The organism is Achromobacter pestifer, assembly GCF_013267355.1.
GTDB classification, from domain to species: Bacteria; Pseudomonadota; Gammaproteobacteria; order Burkholderiales; family Burkholderiaceae_B; genus Achromobacter; species Achromobacter pestifer_A.
In genome coordinates this window covers 3,969,312-3,987,673 of record NZ_CP053985.1, presented here as the reverse complement: position 1 = coordinate 3,987,673, position 18,362 = coordinate 3,969,312, and the positions used below count along the sequence as shown (strand labels likewise).

Below are 18,362 nucleotides of genomic sequence, written 5' to 3'. Positions count from 1 at the left end.
GCGCCGCGCCGAAACACGAGAAAAGGAACCCGCATGGATTTCGAGTTGCCCGAAGAGTCCCGCATGGTACGGGACACCGTCGCCCGCTTCGTCAAGGAAGAACTGATTCCGCACGAAGCCTTGATCATCCGCCGCGAATCCGAACGCGGCTTCAGCGATACCCCCATCATTCCGCCGGAGCTCGAGGCCACCTTGCAGGACAAGGCCAGAAGCATCGGCCTGTGGGGCATCGACGTCCCCGAGGAATTTGGCGGCCAGGACCTGGGCATGCTGACCAAGTGCCTGGTCGTGGAGCAGCTCAAGCACAGCGTCGTGCCTTTCGTCCTTCCCCCTGAAAGCCCCAATCTCTTCCTGCTCAAGGAACTGTGCCGGGGCGATCAGGTCGACCGCTACCTGCTGCCCTATTCCCGCGGCGAAAAGAAAAGCTGCCTGGCCCTGTCCGAGCCGGGCGCCGGATCGGACGCCGCCGCCATCAAGACGCGGGCGGAACGCAAGAACGGCAAGTGGCTGCTCAACGGCACCAAGCTGTGGATCAGCAACGCGCGCCGTTCAGACTTCATGATCGTGATGGCGTTGACGGATCCCGCCGCGGGCAAGAGCGGCGCCTACACCGCCTTCCTGGTCGACAAGGGCACGCCGGGGCTGACCATCCCGACCTCGTTTCCGATGATCGGCGAATACCATCCTTATGAAGTGGTGCTCGACAACGTCGAACTCGACGACAGCCAGGTGCTGGGCGAAGTAGGTGGCGGCTTCGCGCCGATTTCCAAGCGCCTGGGCGTGAGGCGCCTGGAAATCGCCTCGCGCTGCCTGGGCCTGGCAACGCGCTGCCTGGAAATGATGATCGAGCAGGCCAATACCCGCCACACGTTCGGCGCCCCCCTGGCCGACCGCCAGGCCGTCCAGTGGTGGATCGCCGACAGCTACCAGGAAATCGAAATGCTGCGGCTGATGGTCTATCGCATGGCCTGGAAAATGGATCAAGGCGATGCCGACGTGCGCCGCGATGGATCGCTGGTCAAGGTGCAGGGCACGGAGATGATCACGCGCGTGGTGGACCGCGCCATCCAGCTTTTCGGCGGCATGGGCGTGTCCAAGGAACTGCCGCTGGAGTACATCTCCCGCATGTGCCGCGTCATGCGCATCGTCGAAGGTCCCAGCGAAGTGCACCGCTGGATCATTGCGCGGGACTTGCTGCGCAACGGCCTGCCGTCGGCGTAAGGGCCTGGCCCACAGCCACATCGACATGGACTCCTACAGCTCGATTTCCCACTCATTGCGCTTGCACGCGGGCGCCGATGCACTCAAGCACCTGCCTCGGGAGCTCGGCAGGTTGAATGCGCGGCGCGCCTTCATCCTGTGCGGCCAGAGTGTGGCCACGCGCACCCCTTTGCTGCACAGGCTGCGCGAGTTGCTCGGCGCGTCCTGCGCGGGCGCCTACACGCGCATCGGCAAGGATGCGCCGCTGCAGGATGTGCTGGCCGCTGTGGACGCCGCGCGCGCCAGCGAGGCGGACCTGCTGATTGCCGTGGGCGCCGGCAGCGTGCTGAAGGCGGCGCGCGTGGCCGCCATCCTGCTTGCGGAGTCCGGCGATCCGCTCAGCCTGGCGACGCAGTACGCCGTGGGAATGCCTCCCGTCAGTCCGCGACTGCTCAAGCCCAAGCTGCCGCTCATTAACGTGCTGACGGCGGCCACTTCGGCCCAGAACCGGTCCGGCGCCGCCCTGCGGGCAGCCGACGGCGGCGCGCGCCTGGAATTCTTCGACCCCAAGACCCGTCCCGCCGCCATCTTCTGGGACAGCGAGGCCCTGCTGACCGCGCCGCCATCGCTGGCGGCGTCCACTGGCGTCGCGGTTTTCTGGCGCTCGTTGATGAATGCGGGCGCGATCCGCGGCGCCAACCCCTTGGTGCAGGCCTCGCGGCTGCACGCCTATGCGCTGGCCCGCCAGGCGCTGCCGCGGCTGCATGACCCGCGCGACGCCCAAGCCCGGCTGGACATGTGCGCCGCCGCGCTGCTGCAAAACCGTGACGAAGACGACGGCGGCCGTCCGTTCGACGCCCACTGGATCGCGCGGGTGGTCTATGCACTGGGCGCCGCGCTGTTCAACCGCTATGCCCATCTGGACCAGGGCGCGACCCATGCCATCCTGACCGGCCCCGCCATCCTCTGCTTTGGCGATCTGTGTCCGGAGGCGGTCCAGGAAATGAGCGCCATGCTCGGCCTGCCAGCATCGGCCGTCGCCGATCCTTCACGGCTCGTGGCCGCCATCGACGAACTATTGCGGCCCCTGGGCTTGCCGGCGCGGTTGAGCGACCTCTCCGTGCCGGCCGACGGCATGGCCGCGGTCATCGATGCCGCAATGTTCAACTTCAATGCGGACCGCGAGCGGGAGCTGTCCCGGCACCGGGACCGCCTTGCCGACCTGCTGCGCCAGGCGCTCTGAGCGCCCTGGGGCCAGGATCCCCCATACTCAGGAAACTTGATGATTGCCGCCGCCCTCACCATTGCCCGATATGCCACGGCACACCCCGCGACGGGTACCTATGCCCACCTCTCGCTGGAGGTAGCCCGGGCTCTGATCGATACCGTGGGCGTTGCCGTTGCCGGCCGCCTCGAGCCGGTGTCCGCCATCGCCCTGAAATACGGAGCCGGCGCGGGCGCAACAGCCACCGCCCAGGCTTGGGGCAGGCGGGATCCGCTGCCGCCGCAAGCCGCCGCCTTCTACAACGGCGTCGCGGGCCACGTCCTGGATTACGACGACGTCAGCTCGCCTCTGCGCGGCCATCCCAGCATAGCCCTGCTGCCGCCGCTGGTGGCGCTGGCCCAGGCGCGCGACCTGCCGGGCGCGCAGCTGGTCGACGCTTATGTCGTCGGCTTCGAGATCCTTGTGAAGCTGGCACGCGCCATGGTGCATGAGCATTACGCCAAAGGCTGGCATGCCACCACGACGCTCGGCACCGTGGCGGCGGCGGTGGCTTGCGCCCGTCTTCTTGGCTTGAGCGAAATGCAGACCGTGCACGCCATCGGCATCGCCGTGGGCCAGGCGGCGGGCACGCGCGGCAACTTCGGCACCATGGCAAAGTCCTTCCAGGCCGGACATTGCGCGGCGTCCGGACTGCGCGCCGCCCTGCTGGCCGAACTGGGCATGGATGCCGCCATCGACGCCCTGGATGGATCACAGGGCTTCATGCGCCTTTACGGCCAGCACGAACCGCTTGCTCCGGTGCTGGCAGGCCTGGGCATTGAACCGCCCGAACTCGCCAGCAGCGGCATCGAAATCAAGAAGTATCCCTTGTGCTATGCCACGCACCGCAGCCTGGATGGCATCCTGGATCTCAGGCGCGAACACGGCCTGACTGCGCAAGACGTCGAAGCGGTGCATATCGTGTCCAACCATCGGGGCATGGTTCCGCTCATCCACGACCGTCCGGCCACCGGCCTTGAGGCCAAGTTCAGCATGCCTTACGCGATCTCGGCCGCGCTGCTCGACGGCAAGATCAACTTCGCCAGTTTCAAGGACGAGGCCGTGCAGAGACCCGCCATCCAGGACCTGATGCCGCGCATCACGCGCCATGAGGATGAGCAGCCCACCACCGCGCGTTGGAATCGCCTGCTGGTGCGCCTGCGCGGCGGCCAGATCTTGGAAAAGGAGGTCCGCCAGCTGCGCGGCTCCAACGATCTCCCCTTGAGCGAGGATGCGTTGCGCGAAAAGTGGCGCGACTGCCTACAGCACGGCGGCCTGCGCCCCGCCGATGGGGAGGCCTTCTTCGCCCAGGCCTTGCGCCTGGAACGGATGCCCGTCAGGGCATTGATGGCCTTGGTGCCCGGCGATTGAACAACCCACGATCGAACGCCGGCGCGGCATCCCGCCCCGCCGGCCTTATACCGCTCAAGCGGCCAGCGTGAACTTGGGTACCCGATAGCCGTCGGGATGGTCGGCATAGACCATGCGCACCTCGGCATCCAGCTTGATGCCGTCCAGCTCGCCATGGTCCATGTACGACACCATGATCGGGCCTTCTTCCAACTGCACCGCGACCACGACATGGGGCGCCGGATAGGCCGGCAGGTACTTGCGATGGAACACCGTCCAGGAGAGGATTTTCGCCTTGCCCGAGATCGGCGCCCATTCGTAGTCCAGGCTCAGCGATTCCGGGCAGGCGGGTCCGGGCGGATAGCGGAACACGCCGTTGTCCGTGCAGCGTTGCAGGCGCATCTGTCCTTGGTTGATGCTCTGCCACATCGGCGCGTCGTAGGGTGAATACAGGCGGGGGGTTGCGCTCATGATTTGATTCCTTGCAGGTTGGGTTATCGGCCGTAGATGATGGACATGGCCTTGCCGGCAACGTCCGACACGTACTGGACATGGCGGCAATCCGGCACCTGGCGTTCTCCCAGGCCGCCGCGCAACTGCCGCACCGCCTCCACTTGGTGATTCCAGCCCTGCATGTAGGACTCCGACAGATGCCCGCCGCTGGTATTGACCGGCAGCTTGCCGCCCACCCCGATGCCCTGCTCGGCGATGAAGCGCCCTGCCTCTCCTTGCCCGCAAAATCCAAAGCCCTCCAACGCGAACAGGATGTGCGGGCTGAAGCTGTCATACACCAGCAAGGCATCGATATCCTTGGGACCCACCCCCGCCGCTGCGTACACCTGCTCGGCGGTGCGCTGCTGCGCCGGACGATAGAAGTCCATCAGGCGCGGCCCCAGGCTGGTTGCGTGGTGGTTCAGGTCGGACCGACCCATCCCTTCGATGAACACAGGCTGGGCGGCGGTCTTGCGCGCCCTGCTGGCCTCCATCACTATGAGCGCCACCCCGCCGTCGTTGATCAGGCAGTAATCGTTCAGACGCAGCGGTTGCGCGATATAGTCGGCTGCCATGTAGTCCTCCAGCGTGATCGGCTTGCGCATGATCGCGTTCGGATTGAGGCTGGCCCACTGGCGCTGGCCCACCGCGACCTGGCCCAGGTCCCGTTCGCTGGCCTGCCACAGTTCCTTGTAGCGCTGGAACATCAGCGCATAGAGCGCGCCTTGCGACGTCAGCCCCCAGGGGCTGTGATAGACGTAGGACAGGAAGGCTCCGCCGCCCATCGCTTCCGGACCGCCGTACTGCACCGCGGCCGAGCGCTGGTCATTGCCATAGACCAGCGCCACCACTTCCGCCAATCCCGACTTGATTGCCATCACGGCCTGGAACACCGCCTGCACGGCATCGGCCTGTCCGCCCCAGCGCGGATCGATGTTCAGCACTTCGCCCATGCGTTCATAGGCCGTCGTCGGCCCGACGATCAGGCCATCGATGTCCTCGCGCCGCAAGCCCGCGTCATCCAGGGCGCGCTTGAACGCCAAGGTCGCATAGCCGTAGGAATCGAACGGCTTTTCGCCATTGCGCACCCGGCGATAGTCTTCCACCCAATCCGTATGGCCCACGCCGGCAATCGCCGCGACTCCGGCAGTGCCCTTTCCATTCAAATCCGCCACCGTCCCAATCTCCCTATATGTGGACTATCCATCAAGAGTCAGATAAGCTCTCCCCAGCTAAATTATCTGGAAAGACCTAGAAAGACCACATCAAAGGTCCACATAGCGAGATTAAATGAGCGACGATCAGGAAATCGGCAAGAGCGGCACCCAGACCATCCATCGCTGCGCAACGCTGCTGCGCCTCATCACGACCCACCAGCGCACCGGCATGCGCCTGGTCGATCTCTACCAGGGCGTGGGCCTCACCCGCCCGACCACCCACCGCATCCTCCAGGCGCTCGTCGCGGAAGGTTTCATCCGTCAGGACGAGAAGTCCAAGCGCTATTTCCTGGGTGGTCTTGTCTACGAAATGGGCGTGGCCGCGTCGCCTCCTCACGACCTGCGCGACATCTGCCAACCGTATCTGCAGCGTGTCGCCCATGAGACTGGCGACACCGTCTTCCTCACCATCCGGTCAGGCCTGGATGGCGTGTGCATCGCAAGAGCCGAGGGCGCCTACCCCATCAAGGTCTTCGTCCTGGACGTCGGCCGCCGTCGCCCGCTTAACATCGGCGCCAGCGCACAGGCTTACCTCAGCGCGCTGCCCGACGACGAGATCGAACGCATCTGGCTCGCCAATCGCGAACGGACGATGCAGCAGTTCCCGAACTTCAATCTGGACGGCATGTGGCAACGCATCGGCCGGGCCCGTCAAGATGGCCATCTGCTGAATGACGTGCTGGAAGTCGAGGACGTGCGCGCTCTTGCCATGCCCATCCTGGGCGCGACGGGACGGCCTGTCGGCGCCCTGAGCATTTCCGCCCTGAAGCATCGGCTTAACGACACGCCGCTGGACGCGAAGGTCAAGGTCCTGAAAAACGCAGTCCAGGAAATCCAGGCCAGGCTGGAGCGCGACCCGGGCAAGTAGGCCTGCCCCTGGCAGCGCCGCCGCGCAAGCCGGCATGTGGCTGCCTGGCTAGCGCGGCGGATCGGTTCAACACTGTGCCACATACTTGAACTGCGTGAACTCGGACAGGCCTTCCACGCCCCCTTCCTTGCCCAGCCCGCTTTGCTTGATGCCGCCGAACGGCGTCTCGGCAAGCGAATGCTGGCAGTGGTTCACGCAGACCGCTCCGCTTTCAATGGCGTCCGTCGCATCGGCAATCGTGTCCGCTTGCTTGGTGAACACGTAGGCCGCCAGGCCGAATGGCAGCCGGTTCGCCTCGGCGATGGCTTGATCGAAAGTCGAGAAGGTACCGAGGATGGCCAGGGGCCCGAAGGGCTCCACGTTCGCGGCGCGCCACGTATCGTCGTAACCTTGCACAACGGTGGGCTGAAAGAAGTAGCCCCGGTCGCCGATGCGCTCGCCGCCCGCCAGTATCCGGCCGCCGCGCTCGCGGCAATCCTCCACCATGGACTGGATGGCCTCGAGCCTGCGCACGTTGGCCAGCGGCCCCATCTGCACACCCTCTTCCAGCCCGGGACCGACGCGCCAGCGGCGCGCGTGATCGGCCAGGCTCCGCGCAAACGGCTCGGCAATGGATTCATGAACGATCATGCGCGTTGGCGAGACGCAGATCTGTCCGGCATTGCGCAACTTGGCCTGGATCAGGGTGTGGGCCGCGGCTTCGGGATCCACGTCCCCGAACACCAGCACAGGCGCATGGCCGCCCAGCTCCAACACGCTGCGCTTGAGGCCCGCAGCCGCCATCAGGCCCACCTTCGTGCCGATCTCGGTCGACCCAGTGAAGGTCACGGCGCGGATCACCGGCGATTGGATAATCCGGTCAGACACCCTGCCCGGATCGCCGAACACCATGTTGAGCACGCCGGCGGGCAAGCCGCTATCATGCAGCACCTGGGCCAGGAACAGGGCCGTGGCGGGCGTTTCCTCCGCCGGCTTGATCACCACCGTGCAGCCGGCCGCAAGCGCGCTGGCAATTTTTCGACTAGGTGTGATCGCCGGCGCGTTCCACCCTGAAAATGCCGCCACGGGACCAATGGGCTCAGGAATGACCATCTGCCGCATGCGCGGTACTCGCGCGGGGATGATGCGGCCATAGATGCGGCGACTCTCCTCGGCCGACCAATCGAACAACTCCGCCGCCTTTTCCACTTCAACCCGGGACTCCGTCAGCGGCTTGCCCTGTTCGCGGGTAATAATCCAACTGAGCGCCTCCGCGCGCTCACGCAGCAATTGCGCCGCATTGCGCAGAAACGCCGCGCGCTGCATCGGCGCAGTGCGGCGCCAGGCGGGAAACGCGGCGTCGGCAGCCCACAGGGCGGCGTCGACGTCGGCATCGGTGGCATGGGGTAGCGCACCCAGCGACGATTCCGTCGCGGGATCGACGACATCGCTTTGCGCTCGCCCCGCCCCTTCCAGCCATTCGCCGTTGATGTACAGCGCCAGCCGCGGATATTCCATGGCGTGCTTCGACATGATTATGGTCTCCTCTGCTTGCTCCCCGCACATCGCGGCGCGGATGCATTCGGTGGTCCTGCTGACTGATACCGGCGCGCGCGATCACGTCGGCCCAGAGTTTGGACTGGCTCTGCTTGCAATATTCCTGGTTCTGGAGCGTGCTTTTGCACGCTTTCTGGCGGCAGCGTCAGGTCGTCGCGATCTGATTGATCAGGACCGGAAAATAGACCTGCCCGTCGCCTTGCGCCACCGCGCTTTGCAGCAAGTCGCGCGTGCGCGCAAGAATCGCGGCGTCAACGCCCGACGCTTCCGCCAGCGACGCGGCCAGCGATACGTCCTTGAGCGCATAAGCGGTGGAGAACCGGCCCTGCGAGAATTCGCGCGGCGCCAGGGCACGGATGCCAACGACGTTCAGCGCCTGGCTGGCTGCGGATCCAGTGGCCAGTACGTTCAGCAGCTGCCCGCCGTCTATGCCGGCACGCTCGCAGATGAGCAAGGTCTCGGCCAACACGGCCACATTCATCATCAACACCATGTTGTTGGCGATCTTGACGATCTGCCCGCATCCGGTGCCGCCGCAATGCACCACGTCGCTGCCCATGCAATCCAGCAGCGGCCGCGCGGCATCGAGATCTTCCGGCGCTCCTCCGACCATGATCAGCAAGGTGCCGTCGCGCGCCGCTTCGGGCATGCGCGCCACGGGCGCATCCAGGAACCGCACATCCTGTTCGGCGAGCCGGGCTGCCAGGGCCCGCGTACGGGCTACGTCGCTCGTGCTGGTATCCACTATCAGGCGCGGCCTGCGTTCGCCGGACAGCAGACCGCCGTCCCCCAGGCAGACCTGCTCGACATGGTCGATGCTGGGCAGGGACAGGAAGACCACCTCGGCATGCGCGGCCAGATCACGGACGGACGTGTGCGCCACCGCACCGTCTTCCAGCGCCTGTTCCATCGCCTGTTTGTTGATGTCATGAACATGGACGGGCAGCGCAGCCTTGCGGCACAGATTGCGGCACATATGCTGGCCCATGACGCCCAGTCCGATAAACCCGACCTGCCGAAACGCTACGCTCACTTTGCCTCCCGCCCTTGCGGACGATGCTTTGAACAGCTAGTTTTCTTGAACTCTGCCGAATAGCATTTGTCAGCCGGGAATAGTATCCAACGATACCTCCCGCATCCAGGCCAAGTGGGCTGTGAACGGTCCAACATGCGAAAAACTCAGCTGATCGATACCCCCGGAATTCGCTGATCGAGGCGCTCGCCCTCGCTCAGGCTGACGGGAGGCATGGACTTGGCCGCGCGGGCCGATGGAAACCGATCGTGCGCGACCCGAGACGGCAGTCGGCCTGGCAGCAGGCAGCCGGCGATCAAGACCCCGGCAGCGCCGCGCCCATGGCGGCAAACAAGCCGCCGCACACCTTGTTGAAGCGCCGGCCGGCGCGCTCCAGCCAGGGGCGCACGCGATGCGCCAGCCGCGCCAGCACGTACTCGACCAGGAACTCCACCACCACGAAGGTCCCCGCCATGATTGCGAACTGCGTATACAGGCTGCGGGCCGGATCGATGAACTGCGGCAGGAAGGCGCCGTAGAACAGCAGCGCCTTGGGATTGGAGATCGCCGACAGGAGACCCTGGCTGAACATGCGCATGCCGCGGATGCGCGGCATGTCCGGGGCGGGCTGCAATTGCACGCCCGGCGCGCGCCAGAGCTGGATGCCGAGCCAGATCAGATAGGCCCCGCCCGCCCACTTCAATACCGTCAGCGCCGGCCCCCAGGCCTTGAGCAAGGCGCTGATGCCCAGCATCGACAAGGCGATCAGCGCGACGAAACCCACCGCGCCGCCGGCGATGGTGCACAGCGCCTTGCGATGTCCATGCAAGGCGCCGTGCGTCAGCGCAAGCAGCGTGTTCGGCCCCGGGGTTATCGACAGCCCGATGACCGCGACCAGGTAGATGAGCCAGCTATGCAGCGCCATGGCGAAGTGCGTGAAAGGAGGGAAAGCGGCCAGTCTAGTCCGCGGCGGCAGGGCCGCGCAAATGCGCCCGGATGCGAGGGCCGGCCCGCAAAGGCGCCGTGCCCCTCCGGACCGCCCGGCGGGGCGGCGCCACGCTCAGCGGCGGAACCCTCCGCCGTGGAATCCACCGAAGCCTCCGCCCCAGCCTCCGCGGCCGCCCATGCTGCGCCCCTGCCAGCCGCCGCCTTCCGCGCCGCCCATGCCGCCGCGGTCGCGCCAGCCTTCACCCTGCATGCCACGATCCTGCCAGCCGCCACTCTCCGTGCCGCCCATGCGGTCGCCGGAATAGTCGCGCGCCTGGCGCTGGCCGTTCAGGTAGTTGCCGCTAGCCTGGGCGCTGGGCTGCACCGGCTGCCATCCGGAACTGGTGTGCTGCTGCCAGCCGTTGTCATTGTGCTCGTAGACATTGCCGTTGTGATCGGCGTATACGTTGCCGTTGTTCCACGCCATGCCGCTGTTCGTGTTGCGGTCGTACGTGGCGCCGCGCCTGTCCACGCTGCTGACGCCGTCGCCGGCCGTGCCGGTCGCCGTGGCGGACGAGACGGTCGTGCGGCCCGTGTTCGTATTCGTGCGCGCATCCTGGCGGCCCGCCGCCCATTGGCCGTCATCATTGGCGACCACGCCCGCCCGGCCGGCGCCGGAGGCACCCGTCGTCGGATTGGTATAGGCGTCGCGCCGCCCGGCGGCCGCATTGCCGGTGTACTCGTTGTAGGCCGCGCCGCGCGTGCCTTCGAAGGCTGCGCCGGTCTGCGGGTTGTAGCCCTCGGCATGGGTGCCCTGCCATTCCGTGCCGGTCCAGCCATTCCAGCCGGCGGCGTGCGTGACCACGCCGGAACCGCCCCAGGCGCCGTAGACGTCGACCTGGTTGACGTTGACGCCTCCCCAGTAGGGCGCGCCCCAATAAGGCCCCCAATAGGGCGCGGCGCCCCCCCAGGTCTCGCCCGCGACGAAGCCGAAGGCAAAGCCGGTCGCGGTGGCGAAAGCCGCGTCGTAGCCATAACTGGGCGGATAGCCGACCCAGGTGTCCTGCACGATGACGGGCGGGTACGCGTAGCCCGTACCGTACACCACGGTGCCATCCGGGCTGGCGACCACGCCCATGTAACCCGGGGTGTAGCCGAACACCACGCTCTGCGCGGTGGAGCCGTACACCTGCACGTAGGTCACGTAGTGCAACGGCGAACTGACGGGTATGGCGTAGATGACCGCCGGCACATGGTCGGCCACGCGCCATGGGCCCCGCGGCGAATCCGACACGAACCATACCGCGCGCGACAAGGCGTAGTAGCGGCCTTCGGCCTGGATCACTGGTACCTGCGAATTGGCGGCGTAGTACAGCGCCGTGCCCTCTATCGGCCGCAGCGTCGGCGAGCCGCCGGCATACTCGACCTGCAGTTTCGCCGCGCTGCGCGACACCGTGGCGGTCTGCGGGATGGTGGAGGCGATGAGCGCCTCCTTGGCCTGCGGCGTGCCCGGCACCGAGGCCAGCACGCCAGACTGCGGATCCTTGGCCGGAATCCGGGCGAAGTCGCGCGGCAGCTGCTTGCCCGGCACGTAGGACCAGGGGCCGTCCAGGCTGGCGCCGCGGAACCAGCGGCCGGACACCAGCAGGTAGTAGCGGTTGTCGCCGGGATTCATGAACAGGGCGTGATCGGCATTGGCCACCGACAGCAACGAGGTTCCCGGCACGGGCCGCATTTCGGGCTGGCCCACGGTCACCAGCAACTCCGCCGGCGCGGTGGACACCGCGATGGCGGGCGCTCGGTGCGGCGGCTTGCCGCCATGCGGCAGCAAGGGATCGGGCGCGGCCTTGCGGCGCGCCGCCTCGGCAGCGGCCAGCAATGCGGCAGGCGGCTGCGGCAGGTCCGTCCACGGTCCGGTGGCGCTGGCCGCTTCGTACCAATGGCCGGCCGCCTGCAGGAAATAGCGGCCGGCGCCATTGGCCAGCATCAGCGCGCGCGTGTTGACCACCCGGCGCCAGCCCGCCGCGTCCGGCACCTCGGCCAGGACGGGTCCGCCGTCGATCAGCACCAGCACCGTGGGCACCGTGCGGTAGATGATGCGCGGCGGCGCGTTGTCGACCGGGACGGTCTTGGTGGCCGGGTTGTTCTGGGACAGCGTGTAGCTCAGTTGCAGCGCATCAAGCCGCGTGACCACACCCTTGGCAGGCAGGCGGGCTTCGAGCTGGCTGCGCAGCTTGGCGGCGGCCTCAGGTGAGGTAGGCACCTGCACGCGCTCGATCCGGATGTCCGACAGATGCACCAGGCCCGCCGGCTTGTTGACCTCGGCCCGGGCGGAAAATTCGGCCACGCCATAAGTCGGATTGCCCTTGGCCGCGCCAACCGCGACCGCCATGCGGCCCGAAATACGGTCGGCGGTCCAGGTATCGATCTGCGGTTGATAGAGTTCCACCCGCGTACCGTCGGCGCCCTCGAAGCTGCGCGGCCATTGCAAGGAGCGCGCCGCCTCCTCCTGGGCGTCGGATTGGGCGGGCGCCGTTTGCGTCGGGGTCTGTCCCTGCGCTTGGGCCTGCGCCGCGCCGATGGGCATCAGGCTCGCGCCGGCAGCCATGCCGGCCACGGCCAGAGCGAGAGCAAGGCGTGAAAGACGGCCCGGCGGGCCCGCGGGCACGGACGGCGTTGTCGAGAAATCATGCACGCGCCACAGTCGGGTCAGGCTATACATCTCGCGCTCCTCGTTGAGGGCCGCAGCCGCCAGTCGGGCACCCGGCCACTCTGATTTCCCGCAGCGCCGCCGCTACGGGCCATGCGTCTGCCGGCCTCTCTGCAAGGCGTCCTGCATGGGCCGGCTTCTGAATAAGCAACAGAACGTTAACACCGCTGAAAAGCTATTGCCCGCTTTTATCAGACCTTCTATAAAACATCTCACCAGGGCTGCTACTTTTGCCCGATTGCCTTTCCGCTGCAATCCAACTAGAAGCGCGGCGCGACGCCCGCCACACGCCAGTATTCCCGCGCGTTGCGCCCAGGCCCGGGCCCCAGTCCGCGGCGTCCTGGCCGTCCCACGAAGACTCTCCTGCTGCAAGCACACGTCGCCAAGTAGCCGTGGAAAGGAGCAGTTCATGGCCCCTGCCCTGAATCATCCCGGGGTGTATGTCCAGGAAGCGCCAGCCGGCGCGCGCACCATTGCCGGTGTGCCGACCTCGGTGGCCGCGTTCCTGGGCACGGCCATGCGCGGACCGCTCAACCAACCGGTCCGGGTCCTGGATTTCGCCGGCTACGAACGCGAGTTCGGCGGTCTGGCCGAAGGCTGCGAACTCGGCTACGCGGTGCTTCAGTTCTTCCTCAACGGCGGCGCCGAGGCCTGCGTGGTGCGCGTGGAGCCGACTGGACAGAACGGCGCGCAAGACGCGCATGCCGCCTTCATCGGCCAGCGCGCGCAGCGCCTGGGCCTCCATGCGCTGGACGATGCAGATCCCTTCAACCTGCTGTGCCTGCCCGGCATCACGCACGCCAGCGTGCTCGCCGATGCGGTGTCCTACTGCAAGGAGCGGCGCGCCTTCATGATCATCGATGCGCCGCCGCAGGCGGCCGATGCCGCCGCCATGGCGACGGCGGTCATGGGCACGGCGCTGCCCAGGTCCGATCATGCCGCGGTGTACTTCCCCTGGATTCAGGCTACTGACCCGCTGCGTATCGGCCAGTCCCGATTGACGCCGCCCTGCGGCACGATCGCCGGCCTGTATGCGCGCACCGACGGCAATCGCGGCGTCTGGAAAGCGCCGGCCGGCATTGACACCAGCCTCGCTGGCGTGCTGTCCCTGGCCGTCACGGTCAGCGACGACGAAAGCCGCAACCTGAACACGCTGGGCGTCAATTGCCTGCGCACGTTCCCCGGACGCGGCACGGTCTGCTGGGGCGCGCGGACCCTGCAAGGCGCGGACCATTTCGCCTCGGAATACAAGTACGTGCCGGTGCGCCGGCTGGCGCTCTACCTGGAACAATCGCTCTACCGCGGCACGCAGTGGGCGGCGTTCGAGCCCAACGACGAAGTGCTCTGGGCGCAGATCCGCTTGAACCTCGGCGCCTTCATGAACGCGCTGTTCCGGCAGGGCGCGTTCCAGGGCGCCACGCCGCGCGACGCCTATCTGGTCAAGTGCGATGGCGAAACCACCACGTTGCAGGACAGGGACCATGGCGTAGTCAACATCCTGGTGGGATTCGCTCCGCTCAGGCCAGCGGAATTCGTGGTCATCCGCATCCAGCAACGCGCCGGCCAGACGCAAGGACAACAGCCGTGAACGCGCCTGCCGAACCACGCATCCTGGCCTTGTGGGACAGCGGCAGCCAGAGCCGCCCGCGTGCGCTGGCGCAGGCCTCCGAGGCCGCCGAAGCGCTGGCGCGCGAGACAGGGCTGGAGCTGTATCGCATCGACCTGTCGCAGATCGTCAGCGAGTACATCGCCGAAACCGAGAAAAACCTGGACCGTCTGTTCCAGTCGATCGAGCAGCGCGGCGCCATCCTGTTCTTCGACGAAGCCGACGCGCTCTTCGGCAAACGCACAAACGTCAAGGACAGCCATGACCGCTACGCCAATATCGAGGTCAGCTATCTGCTGCAACCCATGCAGTCGTACCGCGGCCTGGCGTCGCGGGCCGCCGCCCTGAAGTCCAACCTGGACAGCGCATTCCTGAGGCGGCTGCGCCTCGTGGTCCAGTTTCCGGCCGCCGCGCCGGAACACCCTGCCCGCCCCTGGAGCCGCGCTTTCCCGGCTGCCGAAGGCGGCGCCGAAGTCACCATGGCGCGCCTGCTGCAAGCCGTCCGCGCCGACGCAAGCCTACACGCCCGGCCCTGGCCTGGCATCAAGACTAGAGGACTCCCATGAAACCCGTCATCAACGAATACGTACGCGAACTCAGCCACCCGGGTTACGACGCGGCCCAACGCAATGCTTTCGTCGCCGCCATGGTGAGCAAGCGGCTGATGCGGCGCACGGAACAACAGCGCGAGGCTGGCGAGGCCGACGGCGCGCGCATGGGCACCGCTACTGGCGATCCCGGCGCGGTAGAGGCTGGCCCACAAACTGACCGCCCCCCCGGCACCGCCAATCAGGCTTGATTACGCGCCGCGTTGTTCAGGCACCAGCCAGACGGCACGCCTGCTGGAGCTGATCCCGGCATTCACGCACCATGCGTTCGATCAGTTGGGCGCATGACGGAAGGTCATCGATCAAACCCACGGCGACGCCGGTCGAGATCACACCATCGTCGACGCCGCCGCTCTCGAGCGCCGCACGTCCACGCGCGCCAGCGACCAGATGGCGGATTTCCTCGAAGGAACAGCCGCCGGGCCGCTTCTCGGCGGCAATGACCTCCTCCGAGATGGCATTGCGCAGCACTCGCGCCGTGTTCGTCAACGTGCGAAACATCAAGCGGGTGTCGCGCTCGGTAGCATCCAGCAGCGCCCGCTTGATATTGTCGTGCACAGGCGCTTCGCGCGTGGCCAGAAAGCGGGTGCCCATGTTTACGCCCTCCGCCCCGAGCGCCAACGCCGCGGCCAGCCCGCGCCCGTCCGCAATGCCACCGGAGGCAATGACGGGAATGCCCAGCTTGCGCGCCGCCAGCGGAATCAAGACCAGCCCGGGAATATCGTCTTCGCCTGGGTGGCCTGCGCATTCGAATCCATCGATGCTCACCATATCCACGCCATTGCGCTGGGCCGAGAGCGCGTGACGCACCGAAGTGCATTTGTGCACGATGGTGATGTCCCGCGCCTTCATCCGCTCGATGAATTCGGCGGGACTGCTTCCCGCGGTCTCGACCACTTTCACGCCGCTGTCGATGATGGCCTGAAGATAGTCGCCGTAGGGCGGCGGACTGATCGACGGCAGGATCGTGAGATTCACACCGAATGGCCGGTCCGTCATACGGCGGGTCCGCTCAATTTCCCGCGCCAGGTCGGCGGGCGAAGCCTGGGTAAGCGCGGTCAATATGCCCAAGCCGCCGGCATTGGACACCGCCGCCGCAAGTTCTGCCCGCCCAACCCACTGCATTCCGCCCTGCAGAATGGGGTAGCGTATTCCCAGCTTTTCCGTAACGCGTGTCTTCATGGTTTCGCCAAATCCCGTGTCGCTGCGGCTCACCCGCCACGGCGGTTCGCGGCCTCAGGCCGCGAGCAGCCTGCCATAGCGGTCCAGATGGTGGTCGCTGTCTCCCAGCAAGGGATCCAGCATGGTCAGACGCTTGAAATAGTCGCCCACCGCGAGTTCGTCCGTCATTCCCATCCCGCCATGCAGTTGCACAGCCTGCTGGCCGACAAAACGCGCCGCCTTTGCCATCATGAACTTGGCCGCGGCCAACTTCCGGCATCGCGTTCCGGCATCGCTCTCGTCGAGCGCCTGCGCGGCCACGTAGGCCATGGATACGGCCAGCTCCTTCTGTATGACCATGTCCGCCATGCGGTGCTGCAACGCCTGGAAAGACCCCAGCGCCTTGCCAAACTGGCGGCGCGCGCTCAGGTACTCGCTGGTCATCTCGATGAGCCGCTCCATCGCGCCGCCCGCCTCCGCGCACAAGGCCGCGATGCCGTGATCCTCTCCCCAACGCATGGCCTGCTGCCCCGCGCCCTCGAGTCCGATACGATCCTGTGACGCGACCGCCACCCCATCCAGCGTCACATCGCCCGCGCGCATGCCATCCAGCGTCGGATAACTGGCGACCCCCACTCCAGCCAGGGAGGTCTCGACCAGGAACATCGTTGGCGTTTCGTCTCCTTCCACCAGGGCCGTCACCAGCAGCGCATCGGCGACGTCCGCGTGCCACACCAGGGTTTTCCTGCCTGACAGGACATAGCCATCGGCCACGCGCCTGGCCGACGCGGCCACGCCATCCTCGGCATATCGGGTCCCAGGCTCCAGCCAGGCCGGAACGACAATGCGCAAACCTTGTGCCATCGGGGGTAGGTATCGGGTCTTTTGATCCGCATTCCCATGCTTTGCAAGGACCGCGGCTGCGATCACCGCGCAAGGCGTGACAGGCTCCAGCACCAGAGCCCGGCCGAGCTCACGTTGCACCACCAACTGACTGGCAGCCCCTTCCCCGAAGCCGCCGTACTCCTGCGCGATGGTCAGCCCCAGCACTCCCATTTCCGCAAGAGCTGTCCACACGTCCCGGTTGAAGCCATGCTCTTGCCGCGCGATGCGCCGCCTGCGCTCGAAGCCGTACTCGTCCTGGAGGTAGCGCCGCAGGCTGTCGGCCAGCATGCGCTGCTCGTCGCTCAACTCGAAATCCATGAATAGACTCCTCAGAATCCAAGAATCATCTTGGCGATAATGTTCTTCTGCACCTCGGTCGTGCCGCCATAGATGGAGGTCTTGCGCATATCCATATATGCCCCGACCGCCGGCGCCGCCCAGGACGGCGCATCCAGCGGGGGTTCTCCTCCGGCCTCGATCCAGGCCGGGTCGAATGGCCACGCCTGCGGTCCCGCCAACTCCATCTGCAGCATCAGCAGATCCTGCTGGATTTCGGAACCTCGAATCTTCATGATGGACGCCTCCGGCCCAGGCCCCCTGCCCGCGCTCTCGGCCGCAACGCGCAGCATCAACATCTCCAGCGCCATCACCTCCATTTCCACGAGGGCGATCTTGTCGCGCATGCGCGGCTCGTCCAGCATGGATCCGCTGCCTCGCGGAGTGCGCGACGCCAGCGCTTTCAAGATCCTCAGTTCTCGATGGCAAGTGCCAATGCCGGCAATACCCGTGCGTTCGTGGCCCAGCAGGTACTTCGCGTACGTCCATCCCCGGTTCTCCACGCCGACCAGGTTATCGGCCGGCACTCTCACTTCCTCCAGCCATACTTCGTTGATCTCCCTCCCGCCGTCCAGGGTGACAATCGGGCGCACCACGATTCCGGGGGATTTCATGTCGATCAGGAGCAGCGATATGCCATCCTGGACTTTGGCCTGCGGATCGGTGCGAACCAGGCAGAACATCCAGTCCGCATAGTGCCCCATGGTGGTCCAGGTCTTCTGACCGTTGACGACATACTCGCCGCCATCGCGCACCGCGCGGGTCTTGAGCGAAGCCAGGTCGGATCCAGCACCCGGCTCCGAGTACCCCTGGCACCAAAAATCGTCCATTGAGGGAATGCGCGGCAGGAAGCGCTGCTGCATCGCGGGGCTGGCGAACTTGATCAGCACTGGCCCGATCATGGAAAGGCCGAACGGCACCAGCCTGGGCGCGCCGCCGCTATAACATTCGATCTCGAAGATCATGCGCTGCAGCGCATTCCAGCCCGTCCCTCCGAACTCCTCGGGCCAGGCCGGCGCTCCCCATCCGCGCCGATGCAGGATGCGGTGCCATTGCACATAGTCCTCGGCGTGCAAGCGCCGATGGCCCAGCACCTTGTCGCGCGTGGATGGCGGCAGCTCCGCGTGTACGAAGGCCCGCACTTCTTCTCGAAAGGCCTGCTCGGATTCCGTGAATCTAAGGTCCATGGG

16 protein-coding genes are annotated in these 18,362 nt (G+C 66.4%); 7 read left to right on the top strand and 9 right to left on the bottom strand.

Going from position 1 to position 18,362, the window contains the following annotated elements:
• Nucleotides 1–33: 33 nt before the first annotated feature.
• The 3 genes from FOC84_RS19005 to FOC84_RS18995 are packed head-to-tail and all read left to right on the top strand — an operon-like array spanning nucleotide 34 to nucleotide 3,835.
• Nucleotides 34–1,221, top strand: coding sequence for an acyl-CoA dehydrogenase family protein (locus FOC84_RS19005; protein WP_173145787.1), 1,188 nt, complete (start codon nucleotides 34–36; stop codon nucleotides 1,219–1,221).
• Between the two features lie 25 nt (nucleotides 1,222–1,246).
• Nucleotides 1,247–2,443, top strand: a complete 1,197-nt coding sequence (locus tag FOC84_RS19000; RefSeq protein WP_173145786.1) for an iron-containing alcohol dehydrogenase family protein — start codon at nucleotides 1,247–1,249, stop codon at nucleotides 2,441–2,443.
• Nucleotides 2,444–2,482: 39 nt separating this feature from the next.
• A complete protein-coding gene (locus FOC84_RS18995) occupies nucleotides 2,483–3,835 on the top strand; it encodes an MmgE/PrpD family protein (RefSeq protein ID WP_173145785.1) in 1,353 nt (450 codons plus the stop codon).
• Nucleotides 3,836–3,889: 54 nt separating this feature from the next.
• On the opposite strand, the gene FOC84_RS18990 is transcribed toward FOC84_RS18995, so the two are convergent.
• Nucleotides 3,890–4,285 (bottom strand): Zn-ribbon domain-containing OB-fold protein, encoded by a 396-nt coding sequence (locus tag FOC84_RS18990; protein ID WP_173145784.1) that lies wholly within the window; start codon nucleotides 4,283–4,285, stop codon nucleotides 3,890–3,892.
• A 23-nt stretch (nucleotides 4,286–4,308) separates the two neighbouring features.
• Nucleotides 4,309–5,430, bottom strand: a complete 1,122-nt coding sequence (locus tag FOC84_RS18985; RefSeq protein ID WP_254241710.1) for a thiolase family protein — start codon at nucleotides 5,428–5,430, stop codon at nucleotides 4,309–4,311.
• A gap of 166 nt (nucleotides 5,431–5,596) precedes the next feature.
• Here FOC84_RS18985 and FOC84_RS18980 point away from each other — a divergent pair, with 166 nt between their 5' ends.
• A complete protein-coding gene (locus FOC84_RS18980; protein WP_173145782.1) occupies nucleotides 5,597–6,391 on the top strand; it encodes an IclR family transcriptional regulator in 795 nt (264 codons plus the stop codon).
• Nucleotides 6,392–6,457: 66 nt separating this feature from the next.
• On the opposite strand, the gene FOC84_RS18975 is transcribed toward FOC84_RS18980, so the two are convergent.
• The 4 genes from FOC84_RS18975 to FOC84_RS18960 form a co-directional block, all read right to left on the bottom strand.
• On the bottom strand, nucleotides 6,458–7,903 hold the full coding sequence (locus FOC84_RS18975) for an NAD-dependent succinate-semialdehyde dehydrogenase (RefSeq protein ID WP_173145781.1): 1,446 nt from the start codon (nucleotides 7,901–7,903) through the stop codon (nucleotides 6,458–6,460).
• Between the two features lie 169 nt (nucleotides 7,904–8,072).
• Nucleotides 8,073–8,960 carry an NAD(P)-dependent oxidoreductase gene (locus tag FOC84_RS18970; RefSeq protein ID WP_173145780.1) on the bottom strand — a complete coding sequence of 296 codons (888 nt, stop codon included), beginning with the start codon at nucleotides 8,958–8,960 and terminating at the stop codon, nucleotides 8,073–8,075.
• Nucleotides 8,961–9,255: 295 nt separating this feature from the next.
• On the bottom strand, nucleotides 9,256–9,864 hold the full coding sequence (locus FOC84_RS18965) for a LysE family translocator (RefSeq protein ID WP_054451758.1): 609 nt from the start codon (nucleotides 9,862–9,864) through the stop codon (nucleotides 9,256–9,258).
• A 135-nt stretch (nucleotides 9,865–9,999) separates the two neighbouring features.
• Nucleotides 10,000–12,588, bottom strand: a complete 2,589-nt coding sequence (locus FOC84_RS18960; RefSeq protein ID WP_173145779.1) for a carbohydrate-binding family V/XII — start codon at nucleotides 12,586–12,588, stop codon at nucleotides 10,000–10,002.
• A 397-nt stretch (nucleotides 12,589–12,985) separates the two neighbouring features.
• On the opposite strand from FOC84_RS18960, the gene FOC84_RS18955 reads away from it, so the two are divergent.
• The 3 genes from FOC84_RS18955 to FOC84_RS18945 are packed head-to-tail and all read left to right on the top strand — an operon-like array spanning nucleotide 12,986 to nucleotide 14,981.
• Nucleotides 12,986–14,164, top strand: coding sequence for a phage tail sheath family protein (locus FOC84_RS18955; protein WP_173145778.1), 1,179 nt, complete (start codon nucleotides 12,986–12,988; stop codon nucleotides 14,162–14,164).
• Nucleotides 14,161–14,748 carry an AAA family ATPase gene (locus tag FOC84_RS18950; RefSeq protein ID WP_254241709.1) on the top strand — a complete coding sequence of 196 codons (588 nt, stop codon included), beginning with the start codon at nucleotides 14,161–14,163 and terminating at the stop codon, nucleotides 14,746–14,748. The genes FOC84_RS18955 and FOC84_RS18950 overlap by 4 nt, the downstream gene beginning before the upstream one ends.
• A complete protein-coding gene (locus FOC84_RS18945) occupies nucleotides 14,745–14,981 on the top strand; it encodes a hypothetical protein (protein ID WP_173145777.1) in 237 nt (78 codons plus the stop codon). The genes FOC84_RS18950 and FOC84_RS18945 overlap by 4 nt, the downstream gene beginning before the upstream one ends.
• A 16-nt stretch (nucleotides 14,982–14,997) precedes the next feature.
• Here the strand turns inward: FOC84_RS18945 and FOC84_RS18940 are convergent, their stop codons facing one another.
• Genes FOC84_RS18940 through FOC84_RS18930 form a run of 3 tightly spaced genes read right to left on the bottom strand, consistent with a single transcriptional unit; the run spans nucleotide 14,998 to nucleotide 18,359 of the window.
• Nucleotides 14,998–15,972 (bottom strand): NAD(P)H-dependent flavin oxidoreductase, encoded by a 975-nt coding sequence (locus tag FOC84_RS18940; RefSeq protein ID WP_173145776.1) that lies wholly within the window; start codon nucleotides 15,970–15,972, stop codon nucleotides 14,998–15,000.
• A 54-nt stretch (nucleotides 15,973–16,026) separates the two neighbouring features.
• Nucleotides 16,027–17,154 (bottom strand): acyl-CoA dehydrogenase family protein, encoded by a 1,128-nt coding sequence (locus FOC84_RS18935; RefSeq protein WP_173145775.1) that lies wholly within the window; start codon nucleotides 17,152–17,154, stop codon nucleotides 16,027–16,029.
• A gap of 11 nt (nucleotides 17,155–17,165) precedes the next feature.
• Nucleotides 17,166–18,359, bottom strand: a complete 1,194-nt coding sequence (locus FOC84_RS18930) for an acyl-CoA dehydrogenase family protein (protein ID WP_173145774.1) — start codon at nucleotides 18,357–18,359, stop codon at nucleotides 17,166–17,168.
• Nucleotides 18,360–18,362 lie beyond the last annotated feature (3 nt).